This window comes from Rhodobacter maris (genome assembly GCF_900217815.1).
Taxonomy (GTDB): domain Bacteria; phylum Pseudomonadota; class Alphaproteobacteria; order Rhodobacterales; family Rhodobacteraceae; genus Rhodobacter; species Rhodobacter maris.
Map to the genome: position 1 here is coordinate 175,324 of NZ_OBMT01000002.1, position 12,370 is coordinate 187,693.

Genomic DNA, 12,370 nt, shown 5'->3' on the forward strand with positions numbered 1-12,370 from the left:
GGCCTTTGCCAGCATCGCAAGCGCGCCCCCCCGCGTCCAGCCCCGCGCCATCACATCGGCGCGAAGCTGCCACTGGAAATGATCCGCGCGAGGGTGTAACCGGAGCCCATGACCGAGATCACGCTCCCCCGCCCCGACGACTGGCACCTGCATCTGCGCGATGGCGCGATGCTCAAGGGCATCCTGCCCGAAAGCACGCATCACTTCGGCCGTGCGATCGTGATGCCGAACCTGGTGCCGCCGGTGGTGACGGCGGAGGATGCCGCGGCCTATCGCGCGCGGATCATGGCGGCACTGCCGGCGGGAGCGCGCTTCACGCCGCTGATGACGCTCTATCTCACCGAGACGACCGATCCGGCCGATCTGCGCGCCGCCGCCGAGAGCGGGCTTGTGAGCGCGGTAAAGCTCTACCCGGCGGGCGCGACGACCAACTCCGCCTCCGGCGTGCGCGATTTTGACAAGGTGCGCGGCGTGCTTGAGGTGATGGCCGAAATCGGCCTTCCGCTCTGCGTGCATGGCGAGGTGGTGAGCCCGGAGGTCGATATTTTTGACCGCGAGGCGGTCTTCATCGAGACCGTGCTCGACCCGATCCGCCGCGCCACGCCCGGCCTGAGGGTGGTGATGGAGCATATCACCACGAAAGACGGCGTGGATTATGCCCGCAGCCAGGACGAGACCCTCGGCGCAACAATCACGACGCATCATCTGATTATCAACCGCAACCACATCCTCGTGGGTGGGATCAAGCCGCATTACTATTGCCTGCCGGTGGCGAAGCGCGAGCACCATCGCCTTGCGCTGCGTGAGGCGGCCACCTCGGGCGAGGCGCGCTTCTTCCTCGGCACCGATTCCGCGCCCCATATCGACGCGCTGAAAGAACATGCCTGCGGCTGCGCGGGCTGCTTTACTGCCACGAACACGATGCAATTGCTTGCCCATGTGTTTGAAGAAGACGGCAAACTTGCCAATCTTGAGGCCTTCGCAAGCCGCAATGGCCCGGCCTTTTACCGGCTGCCGGTGAACAGCGACACGCTCACGCTGATCAAAACCGGCACCCCCGCCCAATGGCCCGCAAAAATCGAGACTGGCGCGGGCCCGGTCACTGTTTTCGATCCGGGCTTCCCGGTCTACTGGCATGTGAAATGATGGTTTTCATCTTGCTCTGAATATCCCCCGCAGCGCATCTGCGGGGCCGCCGGGAGCCTCCGGCGGGGATATTTTCGGCAAGCTGAAAGCGCGAAAGGACCAATGAGATGATCCCCTCCTCCTATCCCGCGAAAGAAGAAATCGCCCGGCTGACCGCGCGGATGCTCCTTGAGATCAAGGCGGTGCATTTCAACGCCGACGCGCCCTTCACCCTCGCCTCGGGCCTGCCCTCGCCCACCTATATCGACTGCCGCAAGCTGATCAGCTTTCCGCGCATCCGCTCGACCTTGATGGATTTCCTCGCCGTCACGGTGCTGCGCGAGGCGGGCTTTGAGGCGTTTGACAATATCGCCGGGGGCGAGACGGCGGGCATTCCTTTTGCCGCAATGGTCGCCGAGCGGCTGGCGCTGCCGATGACCTATGTGCGCAAAAAGCCCAAGGGTTACGGCCGCAATGCCCGCATCGAGGGCGCGATGACCGAGGGGCAGCGGGTGCTGCTGGTCGAGGATCTGACCACCGATGGCGGCTCGAAGCTGAGCTTTGTCGATGCGATCCGCGAGACCGGGGCCACCTGCGCCCACACGGCAGTGATCTTCTACTACGGCATCTTCCCTGAAACCGAGCCGCGGCTCGCCGAACATGGCGTGAGGCTCCATGCGCTTTGCACCTGGTGGGATGTGCTCGCCGAGGCGCGCGCGCAAGGCGCGTTCAGTGCCGGGACGCTCGACGAGGTCGAAGCGTTTCTCAAGGCGCCGCGCGCCTGGCAGGAAGCCCGGCAAAAAGGCTGACCCGATTTCTGGGGATAGTTTCGCCGCACCGCTGTGCACAAAATGGGGATAACTCGCCGCGACTCGGTCTCGGCGCGGAAAGCTCGCAAAATACCACAACCTGTGGTAGCCTCATGCCAGCGCAACACCAAAAGAGCCGTAAGCGGGGCCTAAACCTTAGGCTTATCCCCGAACTTATCCCGATACCGCAGCGCGTGCAGCCCGGCTATCAGGCGGGACCGACATGAGGCAGAGATGAACGACAGCACCGCCATTCGCCCCGACGGCGGCTCCGGCGCCGATGAAGAGGCCTTGCCGCACAACATCGAAGCCGAGCAGCAATTGCTCGGTGCGATCCTGACCAACAACGATATTTTCGACCGTATCGCCTCGGTGGTGCGGGCGGAGCATTTCTTCGAACCGGTTCACCGCACGATCTACGAAGTCGCCGTGGCGCGGATCCAGAAGAACGCGCTGGCCTCGCCGGTCACGCTCAAGGCCTATCTTGAGGAAGACGCGGGGCTCAAGGCACTCGGCGGCGCTGCCTATCTGGCGCGGCTCGCGGGCGCGGCGATCTCGGCCTATGCGGCGCGCGACTATGCGCAGATGATCCATGACCTCGCGCTGCGCCGCGAGCTGATCCGGCTTGGCAAGGATCTGTCCGCCTCGGCCTCGAAGGTGGAGATCGGACGCGAGCCCGAGGAGCTGATCGTTGCCACCGAAGGGGCGCTTTACAAGCTGGCGGAGACTGGCACTGCCGAAAAGGGTTTTGTGAGCTTTCTCAAGGCCGTGACCGAGGCTGTTCAGTCGGCCAACGCCGCCTATCAGCGCGAGGGCGGCCTTGCGGGCGTGTCCACCGGGCTGCGCGATCTCGACAAGAAACTGGGCGGGCTGCACCCCTCTGACCTTCTGATCCTCGCCGGGCGCCCCTCGATGGGGAAAACCTCGCTCGCCACCAACGTCGCCTTCAACATCGCCAAGGCCTACAAGCGCGGCACCCGTCACGATGGCACCGAGGGCGCTGTTGAGGGTGGCGTCGTGGGCTTCTTCTCGCTCGAGATGAGCGCCGAGCAGCTTGCCGCGCGGGTGCTCTCGGAAGCCTCCGAAGTGCCCTCCGAACAGATCCGCCGTGGCGACATGACCGAGGCGGAGTTCCGCCGCTTTGTCGAGGCGGCCAAGGCGCTCGAAACCTGCCCGCTCTATATCGACGACACGCCCGCGCTGCCGATCGCGCAGGTCGCCGCGCGCTGCCGCCGCCTCAAGCGCACGCATGGGCTCGATGTGGTTTTTGTGGACTACCTGCAGCTTCTGCGCGGCTCGGGCCGGACCGACAACCGGGTGCAGGAAATTGGCGAAATCTCCATGGGCCTCAAAGCCTTGGCAAAAGAGCTCAACATTCCCGTGGTGGCGCTTTCACAGCTCTCGCGGACGGTGGAAAGCCGCGAGGACAAGCGCCCGCAGCTGAGCGACCTGCGGGAATCGGGCTCGATCGAGCAGGATGCCGACGTGGTGATGTTCGTCTACCGCGACGAATATTATCACGAGCGCATGAAGCCGCCGGAAGACGACCCGAAATTCGCCGAATGGATGCAAAAGGCCGAGCGCGTGCATGGCAAGGCCGAGGTGATCCTCGGCAAGCAGCGCCACGGGCCGATCGGCACCGTCGAAGTGGCCTTCGAGAGCCGCTTCACCCGGTTTTCCGATCTCGCAAAACCGTGGCAGGGCGAGGGCGCGGAGGGGTACTGACCCCCGCGCCCGCAGGCTTACAGCGTCTGGTTCGCCGCGCCGCCATCGACAAGCACGTTTTGCCCGACGATGAAGGCCGCCTGTTGCGAGCACAGGAAGGCGCAGACTGCGCCAAAGTCTTGCGGCGCGCCATAGCGACGCGCCGGGATCGTTGCCTTGCGCCGCGCCGAGGCCTCTTCAAGGCTGATCCCCTCGGCCTGCGCCACCGGGCCGTCGAGCGCGGCCATCCGGTCCGTGGCATGGATGCCGGGCAAAAGGTTGTTCACCGTCACGCCGGTGGGTGCCACTTGCCGCGCCATGCCCGCGACAAAGCCCGTAAGCCCGCAGCGCGCGGTGTTGGAGAGCCCAAGCTGCGCAATCGGTGCCTTCACCGCGGCGGAGGTGATATTGACCACCCGCCCCCAGCCGCGTGCGCTCATCCCCGGCACAAAGGCCTGCATCAGCGCGATGGGCGCGAGCATGTTCGCCTCGATCGCGGCGAGAAAATCCTCATGCGCCCAGTCCGACCAGACCCCCGGCGGCGGGCCGCCCGCATTGGTGACGAGAATGTCGATCTCGCCCGCCGCAGCGATCACTTTCGCGCGCCCCTCGAGCGTGGTGATATCGGCGGCCACCGGGCTCACCTTCACGCCATGCGCCGCCGCAATCTCTACCGCGGTGCGCTCCAGCACCTCGGCCCCGCGCGCATTGAGCACGATCTCCACCCCCGCTGCCGCGAGCGCCTCGGCACAGCCCCGCCCCAGCCCTTTCGAGCCGGCACAGACCAGCGCGCGTTTTCCAGAAAGCCCCAGATCCATGTCGTCCTCCGTTTCGCTCCAAGCTAGCCCCGGCCGCGGCAGCGGCAAGCTCCCGGCCGCGGTTGGACTTGACCTTGACGCCCCCGCCCCTTAACGAAATCGTGAACAGATCGCGCGATCGTCGCACCGCCATCCGTGCTGGAGCCGCCATGTCTTCGCCCCCTGCCCTGCCGCCCCAGATCGTCCATGTCTATGAGGCGGATCTGATCTGGGTGACCTCGGGCGCCAATCATGGCGACGGGCTCGATCTGGCCGCGCTGAGCCAGCCCGGCGATGTGTATCAGCTTGACCGCGGCGCCAAACCCTTGCGGCTTCTGCTCTCCGCCGATCCCGCGCAGCGCCAGCACATCTGCGCAGGCTCCGAAGTGGGCACAGAGGGCGAGCACATCCGGCTTGTCGCGCGCCATGTGATGATCACACCCGAGGCCGACACGCTCGACATCCTCCTGATCCGTCACGAGGAAACGCAGACCCTCTATGCGCTGCCGCTCTCGCCGATCATCCCGCGGGTGGATTACACGCTTTTGGAGGCGACCGACGATCCGGGCGATGTGCGCCTTTCAGACCTCGTCTGCATCGCCTTCACCACCGGCACGATGATCACCATGGCGGGCGGCGCGCAGCGCGCGATCGAGACGCTCGGCCCGGGCGACCGCGTGCTCACCCGCGACAATGGCCCCCAGCCGGTGCGGCTCGTGGCCAAAACCACGCTGCGCGCGCTTGGCAGCTTTGCCCCGGTGGTGATCTCGGCGGGCACGCTCGGCAATGAGAGCGACCTGATCGTGGCGCCGCATCACCGCGTGTTTCTGTACCGCCGCGGCGCGCAACGGCTCGGCGACACCGCCGAAATTCTGGTGCAGGCGAAACACCTTGTGGACGGCGAGCATGTCTGGCGGCGCGAGGGCGGCTATGTGGATTACTACGCGCTCGTGTTCGACCATCACGAGATCGTCTATGCCGAGGGCGTGCCGGTCGAGAGCCTGCAGGTGAGCGAGGCGGTGCTGAAGCTGATGCCCGAGGAGCTGACCGCCGAGATCCGCGCCCGCCTGCCCGATCTGATCCACACGCCGCATTTCGGCACCGAAGCGGGCCGCGACCTCCTCGACCGCGTCGGCCGCGCCGCGCTGTTTCGCAAGAAAGATTGACGGCACGCGCGCGGAAAGCGCCAAGGGGGCTCGCCGCCCCCTCTTGGGCTCCGCCCAATTCACCCCGCGGATATTTCGAGCAAGGTGAAATAACAGATGGGTTTTAACTGCTCAGCGGTAGTTTAATTGCCCGCGAAACGGGCCAAAGCCTCAGCAAAAGAGCGCAGCAATTCGTCTCCTACCATCAGTTTTCCGGCGATAATAGGCAAAGCCCATTTCCCGATCGAATCCCCGATCTGCCCCGCGGCATTTTGCAATGCCTTGTCAGCAAGCCGACCACAGTATTTCGCGACTTCCAAACTGGCATGGAGCAGAATACCCGCCGCCCGTCGCAAGAGCGGCTTGTCGGGTTGTAATTTTTCCAGCTCCGTCTCGACCTCATCCAGCGTATCCCAGATCAGCAAGATCGACTGCGCCGGGACGACCTCTTCCAGCGCTTCCGGCGGATGGTTGTGCCCCATCGGCGCAGGCGAACTCTTTTCGAGCACTGGGGCGAGCTCTGCCTTCAAGCGGCGCGCTTCTGCGAGCAGCCGAAACCGCTCCTCGATCTCGGCAATGATCTGCGCCACATGCTCCGCACCCTGCTTCCAGTCTGCGTCGGGAATAAGGGCAATGTCGGTCAGAAGCTGCGCGTGGCTCTCCCAGTCCTCGGTGAGTGGGCGGCCTGCAAGCGCGGCTTCATACCAGCAGACCCAGAACCCATGGCCGGAGTTTGCAGCAAGCCAATCTTTTGCGGAATGCCATGCGGTCTGGGGCCAATCTGGCGTTTGCCGAGCCCAAAGGGGATTAGAAAGCAACAACGCCCTCGCTTCGATCGCGGAGGCATCCTGCCGTACCGCATCCCAAAAGGCGGCAACGGCGGCAGAGGATGTGAACGAGGCGGAAGCGGAGGCGAAGGCGGCGGCGTCTCTGAAGGCGAGGGCAGCGGAGGCTCTGACTGCGGCGGCGGCTATGGCGGCGGCGGCGGCGTAATTGTCGGCTTCGGCGACGCCAGCGGCGGCGTAGACGTAGGCGGAGGCGGCGTTGTAGGCCGCGGCAGCGGCGTTTTCGATCTCCGGAGCAGAGTTCCCGAAATAGACTCCGGAGATCAAAGCACAGCGCAAAAATGGCAGAGCTGTCAAATCCCCCTTGCGCGCCCATTCCGCATTCAGGCGAGCTATGAACAAAGGCAGCATCCGCATCGCCGCACGATGGACGAACGTTACTACTTCTCGCTGCCGCATTTCCCCGGGCAGCGCGTCGAGCCACGCATTGAGCGTTTCCTCGTCCTGTATCTCACTCGGCTGCATCGCCCCCCCCCGGCGCAACTTTGCCGGTGGATTGTTCTTCTGGCAAGACGCATGCTAGTTCGGGCGAAAGGGAAAGGCCTGCCCTTTCCCCGCCCGCAGCGCGCGGGGGAAGCCCGGCCCGGTGGTTCCCGGTGCACCGGAGGCCGGCGCCTGCCCCGGCGGGCGAGAAGCGCCCGCCATGGGCGGGGCGGGCGCTGGCCGGAACGCTTTGGCGTCCCGGCAAGGACCGGCGCTTGCGAACGGGCGGCCAGCGCCAGCCGTTACATCGAGAAGGAAATGCCGCAGCCGCAGGAACTGGTCGCATTCGGGTTTTGTACCACGAAACGCGCGCCGATCAGCTCTTGCGTGTAATCAATCACCGCATCTTGCAAGAACGGCAGGCTCACCGGGTCGATCAGCACCTTTTGCGCCGCCATCTCCCCCTCGCCTGCAATCACGATATCATCCGCGGCGGGCGCGGCCTCGAGCTTCAGATCATATTGAAAGCCCGAACAGCCGCCGCCCTCCACCGCCACGCGCAGCGCCTTGGGCGCGGGCTCCTTGGCATTGATGGCAGCGAGACGTTCGAACGCGCGGGGGGTCACTTTGGGGGGCAAAAGCATGGGCTGGAACCTGTCGTTGGGCTGATGATAAGTATAGGAAGGGCAAGGGCCCACGACAAGGCGAGGTGAGGAATGCTGCAACCCTATGCGTGCCAACCGGAGGCGAGCCGGGGGCGGCTGTTCCCTGAGAGCTATTCCACCTTCCGCACGCCGTTTCAGCGCGACCGGGACCGGATCATCCATTCCTCCGCCTTCCGCCGCCTCAAGCACAAGACGCAGGTGTTTGTGGAACATGAGGGCGATTACTACCGCACCCGGCTCACCCATACGATCGAGGTGGCGCAAGTGGCACGCACGATTGCCGGGGCTTTGGGGCTCAACACCGATCTGGCCGAGGCGGTGGCGCTGGCGCATGACCTCGGCCACCCGCCCTTTGGCCACACCGGCGAGGATGCGCTCGCGCTCCTGATGGAGCCCTATGGCGGGTTTGACCATAACGCGCAGGCTTTGCGCATCGTCACCCGGCTCGAGCGCCATTACGCCGATTTCGACGGGCTCAACCTCACCTGGGAAACGCTCGAAGGCATCGCCAAGCACAATGGCCCGGTCGAGGCGCCCTGGAACTATGCGCTCGCCGAGGTGAACGGGCTTTGGGACCTCGAGCTTGGCACCAATGCCTCGGCCGAGGCGCAGGTGGCGGCGGTGGCCGATGATTGCGCCTACAACCACCACGATCTGCACGACGGGTTGCGCGCCGGGCTCTTTACCGAGGCGGATCTGTGCGAGCTTCCGGTGCTGGGCGAGTGCTTCGCCACCGTGGACAAACTCTACCCCGGGCTCAACCCGATGCGGCGCCGCCACGAGGCGCTGCGGCGCGTCTTTGGCGTGATGGTGGAAGATGTGATCGCGGTGGCGCGCAACCGGCTCGAAAGCCTGCAACCGCGCCATGTGGACGACATCCGCCACATGCAAGGGCCGATCATCCGCTTCTCCAAGCCGCTTTACCAGAACATCAAGGCGATCAAGAGCTTCCTCTTCACCCGCATGTATCGCGCCCCCACCGTGGTGGTCGAGCGCAAACGGGTGACGGGGATGGTCAATGCGCTCTTCCCGCTGTTTCTGGACCGCCCCGACCTGCTCCCCGAAGACTGGCAGGGTGATGTGGCCAAGGCGCTCGCCCGGGGCAATGCGGAAGGGCAGACCGAGATCGCCCGCGTGGTGCTCGACTATGTCGCGGGGATGACCGATCGTTTCGCAATCGGGGAATATCACCGGCTGGTGGAGCCGCAGTAAGGCGCCCCCGGCGGGCGCGCCGGGGGGCTTGGCCGCACACCATCCCCAAAGCAAAACCGCGCCCCGGGGGGCGCGGTTCGCAGCTTCCGGTCCGAAAGGCTTATTCCTCGTCGTCGCCCGCCGCGGCGCCGACTTCGTCGAAGAGTTCGGCGATTTCGAATTCGGCCGCAGCTTCGGCTTCCGCCGCGATCTCCTGGATCGACTTGCCCGAAGCCTGGATCTCGGCTTCCTCGGGCGAGCGCGCCACGTTGATCGTGATCGTCGCCGAAACTTCCGGGTGCAGGATCACATGCACCTCGTGCAGACCCAGATCCTTGATCGGGGCTTTGAGCGCGACCTGGCGCTTGTCGAGCGTGAAGCCGCCCGCGGTGGCCGCTTCGGCCGCGTCACGGGTCGTGACCGAGCCGTAAAGCGCGCCGGCATCAGAGGCCGAGCGGATCACCACGAACTGCTGCCCGTCGAGTTTGGCGGCCAGCGCTTCGGCTTCTTTCTTGGTCTCGAGGTTGGTCGCCTCGAGTTGCGCCTTGCGGGCTTCGAAGCTCTTGATATTGGCTTCGTTGGCGCGCAGCGCCTTGCCCTGGGGCAGAAGGAAGTTGCGGGCGTAACCGTCGCGAACCTTCACGACATCGCCCATCTGGCCAAGCTTGGCCACGCGTTCCAGCAGGATGACTTGCATCTCTGTGTCTCCTTACTTCACGGCATAGGGAAGCAGGGCGAGGAAGCGGGCGCGTTTGATCGCACGCGCCAGTTCGCGCTGTTTCTTGGCCGAGACGGCGGTGATGCGGGCAGGAACGATCTTGCCGCGCTCCGAGATGTAGCGCTGCAGCAGGCGCACGTCCTTGTAGTCGATCTTCGGCGCGTTCTCACCCGAGAACGGGCAGACCTTGCGGCGACGGAAAAACGGTTTGGTAGCCATGGGTCAAACTCCTCGGATCAACGACGCTCGGGACGCGGGCCGCGGTCTTCGCGGGGGCCACGATCCTCGCGCGGGCCACGGTCGCCACGGGGGCCGCGGTCACCACGCTCGCCACGGTCTTCGCGGTCGTCACGCTTCTGCATCTGCACCGAGGGGCCCTCGTCATGGCCATCGACCTTGACGGTGAGCACGCGCATCACGTCGTCATGCAGGCGGGCGAGACGCTCCATCTCCTGCACCGCGGCGGCGGGCGCATCGGTGCGCAAAAAGCCGTAATGGCCCTTGCGGTTCTTGTTGATCTTGTAGGCCATCGTCTTCACGCCCCAGTATTCGGTGCCGAGGATCTTGCCCCCGTTGTCACCGATCACGGCGGAGAAATGTTCGAGAAGGCCTTCGGCCTGCGCGTTGGAAAGATCCTGACGCGCAATGAGGACATGCTCGTAAAGCGGCATGTAGGCTCCTGTTTCGCAAGGCGGCTTCAACGGCGGGTGTAGACTTCCGCCACCCACCACGAGAGGCATCGCCGGTTCATATCAGCGCGGAAGTGGGGCCTTCTAGCCTCGTCCCCCCGCCATTGCAAGCGAAATCACTTGCCGCGCCCGGCAAGGACGATCCCCGTCAGAATGAGCCCGAAGCCCGCCGCATGATAAAGGTGGAGCGGTTCGTGCAGGAAGGCGGCCGAGAGAATCGCGCCGTAGACCGGCAGCAGGTGGATGAACTGCCCCGCCCGGGCCGGACCCGCGAGCGCGACCGCGCGGGTATAGAAGAGATAGGCCAGCACCGAGGGCACGATGCCGATATAAACGAGCGCTGCAACCGAAGCGGGGCTCCAGTGCGGCACCCGGCCCGAGGCGATCTCGAAAGCGAGGAAGGGGGCGAGCATCGGCAAAGCGAGCGCGATCTGCACCGCCAGAAGGCCGATCCGGTTCACCTCGGGCGGAAAGAGCTTCAGCCCGATCGTGTAGAGCGCCCAGGCCACCATCGCGGCAAAGATGATCAGATCGCCCGAGGCAAAATCGAGCGCGGCGGCCCGTTCCCAGGAGCCCTGAAGGATCACCACAGCGACGCCAAGGGTGGAGACGAGAAGCCCGAGGATGGCCCAGAGGCTGAGCCTTTGGCCCCAGAACAGCGCGCCGAGCGCGAGGATCAGGAGCGGGATGGTGGAATTGAGCAGCATCCCGTTGGTCGCCGTAGTGCTTTGCAGCCCCCAGTAGACGAGCGAGTTGAAGGCCGCGACGCCGGGCAAGGTCAAAAGCACGATGCGCCAGAAATAGCGCCGGTAAAGCGGTGCGTCGCGCTTCAGATGCGGCCAGGCGAACGGCAGAAGGGCGACGAGCGCGATCGCCCAGCGCCCGAAGGAGAGCGCGATCGGCGGCCAGTCGCCGCGCGAGGCACGCGCCACGATGAAATTGCCCGCCCAGAACAGCGGCGGCAGCGCAAGCACTGCCCAGAGCTTCCATCCGCCTGCCGCTTTCGCCTCACCCATGCCCGCCTCCGAAGTTGCGGCTCCGGTTTGGGCCGAAATCGGCGCGGGAGCAAGAGGGTGCCGCCTCAGCCCGGTCCGGCGTCCCCATGCGGTGCCGAGACGCGCAGGCAATTGACTCGCGGACCGTCGGTGCAGGGCACAAAGGTGAAAACGGCCGCCTGCGCGGCGCCGCGCCGGCCGAACATCGCCCGTTTCCGGCCGCCTGCATTGCAAAGTCGCGCCCAGAGCGCCGCGCCTTCGCGCGTCGTCAGGAGCGGGCGGCAGGGCTCCTGCGCCAGCCCGCCGAGTTCCGGAGCCCGCCCGGCAACCTGCCCCATCGCCAGCCACCCTGCCGTGGTGCGCTTGAGCAGCAGCGTCTCGCAAGGGCTGCCCTCGGCGCGAATGATCTCGTGGCGTATGCAGAGCAGATGCACATAGCTGACGCGCTCCATCGGCTGCAGCCGCACCGTTGCGCCGTTGAGCAACGCCGCCGCGGGCACCAGCACCTCGCCCGCATCGGGGTCGTGCAGCAACACCCGGTGCTGGCGGCTCAACAAGAGCGGCCGCTCATTGCCGAGCACCCCCGCCTCGATCCGGACCGGCATCGCCCGCCCCTGCCCCGCCATCTCGAACCGCCCGATCCAGTGCAAAGGCTGCGGGCCGTGGTCTTGCGTCAGAATGCTGTCGCCCGGGATCAGGCTGGCGACGGCGCGCGGGCCGGAGGGAGTTGCAACCAAAGTGTTTTGCTCGAAACACGGCATCTGATAGGTCGTGGCGGAGAGATCGGAGGTATAGAACCCGGGCGGATTTCCCCCGGAGAAATTGTCCCAGTACCAGCCCTCAAGATCAAACTCCGGGGTCCAGACGAGCTGGATCAGCTCGCCTTTGCTGTCGAGCCCTTCGAAAACCACCGCATAGCCGGTATCTCCCCCGTAATCGATATAGTCCGAGCGGATCACCGTCGCGTTCTGGATCGTGTCGCCGCCGTTTCCCCCGAAGCTGATCGTGTAAACATCGCCAGGGGAGAAGACATAGGGCGAGGCATCTCCCGCCTGCGACTGGATCACCAGATCCTTGGACGAATTGGGCGGATAGTCGAAGGTCGACGTGCCGGAGCCTGAGCCCACATTGCTGCCGGTCGCGGCGGCGAACTGGTTGTCGAGGGCATAAATGGTCAGGGTCATGGGGCGAACCGGCACTCGTTACTTTTCGGCAACCTAAGCCGGAGGCGTAAAAATATTCTTTCCCGCTAACCCCTTGCGAC

Annotated in this window: 13 protein-coding genes; 5 read left to right on the top strand and 8 right to left on the bottom strand. The window is 65.3% G+C overall.

The features are described 5' to 3' along the window. The first annotated feature begins 108 nt into the window (after positions 1-108). From pyrC to CRO22_RS05080, 3 genes are all read left to right on the top strand, one after another. Positions 109-1,146: a dihydroorotase gene (pyrC, locus tag CRO22_RS05070; RefSeq protein WP_097069039.1), complete on the top strand. Its 1,038-nt coding sequence runs from the start codon at positions 109-111 to the stop codon at positions 1,144-1,146. Between the two features lie 107 nt (positions 1,147-1,253). Then, on the top strand, positions 1,254-1,934 hold the full coding sequence (locus CRO22_RS05075) for an orotate phosphoribosyltransferase (protein ID WP_097069040.1): 681 nt from the start codon (positions 1,254-1,256) through the stop codon (positions 1,932-1,934). Between the two features lie 234 nt (positions 1,935-2,168). Then, a complete protein-coding gene (locus CRO22_RS05080; protein WP_097069041.1) occupies positions 2,169-3,659 on the top strand; it encodes a replicative DNA helicase in 1,491 nt (496 codons plus the stop codon). Positions 3,660-3,676: 17 nt separating this feature from the next. Here the strand turns inward: CRO22_RS05080 and CRO22_RS05085 are convergent, their stop codons facing one another. Then, positions 3,677-4,456 carry an SDR family oxidoreductase gene (locus tag CRO22_RS05085; RefSeq protein ID WP_097069042.1) on the bottom strand — a complete coding sequence of 260 codons (780 nt, stop codon included), beginning with the start codon at positions 4,454-4,456 and terminating at the stop codon, positions 3,677-3,679. Between the two features lie 149 nt (positions 4,457-4,605). Between CRO22_RS05085 and CRO22_RS05090 the strand changes: the two genes are divergently transcribed. Continuing rightward, entirely contained in the window at positions 4,606-5,601 is a 996-nt protein-coding gene (locus CRO22_RS05090; protein ID WP_097069043.1) for a Hint domain-containing protein, read from the top strand. A 122-nt stretch (positions 5,602-5,723) separates the two neighbouring features. Here the strand turns inward: CRO22_RS05090 and CRO22_RS05095 are convergent, their stop codons facing one another. Together CRO22_RS05095 and CRO22_RS05100 are read right to left on the bottom strand one after the other, a co-directional pair. Then, the gene (locus tag CRO22_RS05095) at positions 5,724-6,890 is read right to left on the bottom strand and encodes a hypothetical protein (RefSeq protein ID WP_097069044.1); all 1,167 of its coding nucleotides are present in this window, start codon (positions 6,888-6,890) and stop codon (positions 5,724-5,726) included. A 260-nt stretch (positions 6,891-7,150) separates the two neighbouring features. After that, on the bottom strand, positions 7,151-7,492 hold the full coding sequence (locus CRO22_RS05100; protein ID WP_097069045.1) for a HesB/IscA family protein: 342 nt from the start codon (positions 7,490-7,492) through the stop codon (positions 7,151-7,153). Positions 7,493-7,564: 72 nt separating this feature from the next. Here CRO22_RS05100 and CRO22_RS05105 point away from each other — a divergent pair, with 72 nt between their 5' ends. Next, positions 7,565-8,725: a deoxyguanosinetriphosphate triphosphohydrolase gene (locus CRO22_RS05105; RefSeq protein WP_097069046.1), complete on the top strand. Its 1,161-nt coding sequence runs from the start codon at positions 7,565-7,567 to the stop codon at positions 8,723-8,725. Positions 8,726-8,825: 100 nt separating this feature from the next. Here the strand turns inward: CRO22_RS05105 and rplI are convergent, their stop codons facing one another. The 5 genes from rplI to CRO22_RS05130 form a co-directional block, all read right to left on the bottom strand. After that, positions 8,826-9,401, bottom strand: a complete 576-nt coding sequence (gene rplI, locus CRO22_RS05110; RefSeq protein ID WP_097069047.1) for a 50S ribosomal protein L9 — start codon at positions 9,399-9,401, stop codon at positions 8,826-8,828. A gap of 12 nt (positions 9,402-9,413) precedes the next feature. After that, positions 9,414-9,641 (bottom strand): 30S ribosomal protein S18, encoded by a 228-nt coding sequence (gene rpsR / locus CRO22_RS05115; protein WP_097069048.1) that lies wholly within the window; start codon positions 9,639-9,641, stop codon positions 9,414-9,416. Between the two features lie 17 nt (positions 9,642-9,658). Continuing rightward, positions 9,659-10,093 (bottom strand): 30S ribosomal protein S6, encoded by a 435-nt coding sequence (gene rpsF, locus CRO22_RS05120; RefSeq protein WP_097069049.1) that lies wholly within the window; start codon positions 10,091-10,093, stop codon positions 9,659-9,661. 134 nt (positions 10,094-10,227) lie between these two features. Further along, a complete protein-coding gene (locus CRO22_RS05125) occupies positions 10,228-11,127 on the bottom strand; it encodes a DMT family transporter (protein ID WP_097069050.1) in 900 nt (299 codons plus the stop codon). Positions 11,128-11,192: 65 nt separating this feature from the next. Continuing rightward, positions 11,193-12,290 (bottom strand): Hint domain-containing protein, encoded by a 1,098-nt coding sequence (locus CRO22_RS05130; RefSeq protein ID WP_097069051.1) that lies wholly within the window; start codon positions 12,288-12,290, stop codon positions 11,193-11,195. Between the last annotated feature and the right edge of the window lie 80 nt (positions 12,291-12,370).

Coding starts and splice junctions, on each gene's coding strand:
- pyrC (WP_097069039.1), top strand. CDS start 109: ATGACCGAGATCACGCTCCCCCGCCCCGACGACTGGCACCTGCATCTG.
- CRO22_RS05075 (WP_097069040.1), top strand. CDS start 1,254: ATGATCCCCTCCTCCTATCCCGCGAAAGAAGAAATCGCCCGGCTGACC.
- CRO22_RS05080 (WP_097069041.1), top strand. CDS start 2,169: ATGAACGACAGCACCGCCATTCGCCCCGACGGCGGCTCCGGCGCCGAT.
- CRO22_RS05085 (WP_097069042.1), bottom strand. CDS start 4,456: ATGGATCTGGGGCTTTCTGGAAAACGCGCGCTGGTCTGTGCCGGCTCG.
- CRO22_RS05090 (WP_097069043.1), top strand. CDS start 4,606: ATGTCTTCGCCCCCTGCCCTGCCGCCCCAGATCGTCCATGTCTATGAG.
- CRO22_RS05095 (WP_097069044.1), bottom strand. CDS start 6,890: ATGCAGCCGAGTGAGATACAGGACGAGGAAACGCTCAATGCGTGGCTC.
- CRO22_RS05100 (WP_097069045.1), bottom strand. CDS start 7,492: ATGCTTTTGCCCCCCAAAGTGACCCCCCGCGCGTTCGAACGTCTCGCT.
- CRO22_RS05105 (WP_097069046.1), top strand. CDS start 7,565: ATGCTGCAACCCTATGCGTGCCAACCGGAGGCGAGCCGGGGGCGGCTG.
- rplI (WP_097069047.1), bottom strand. CDS start 9,401: ATGCAAGTCATCCTGCTGGAACGCGTGGCCAAGCTTGGCCAGATGGGC.
- rpsR (WP_097069048.1), bottom strand. CDS start 9,641: ATGGCTACCAAACCGTTTTTCCGTCGCCGCAAGGTCTGCCCGTTCTCG.
- rpsF (WP_097069049.1), bottom strand. CDS start 10,093: ATGCCGCTTTACGAGCATGTCCTCATTGCGCGTCAGGATCTTTCCAAC.
- CRO22_RS05125 (WP_097069050.1), bottom strand. CDS start 11,127: ATGGGTGAGGCGAAAGCGGCAGGCGGATGGAAGCTCTGGGCAGTGCTT.
- CRO22_RS05130 (WP_097069051.1), bottom strand. CDS start 12,290: ATGACCCTGACCATTTATGCCCTCGACAACCAGTTCGCCGCCGCGACC.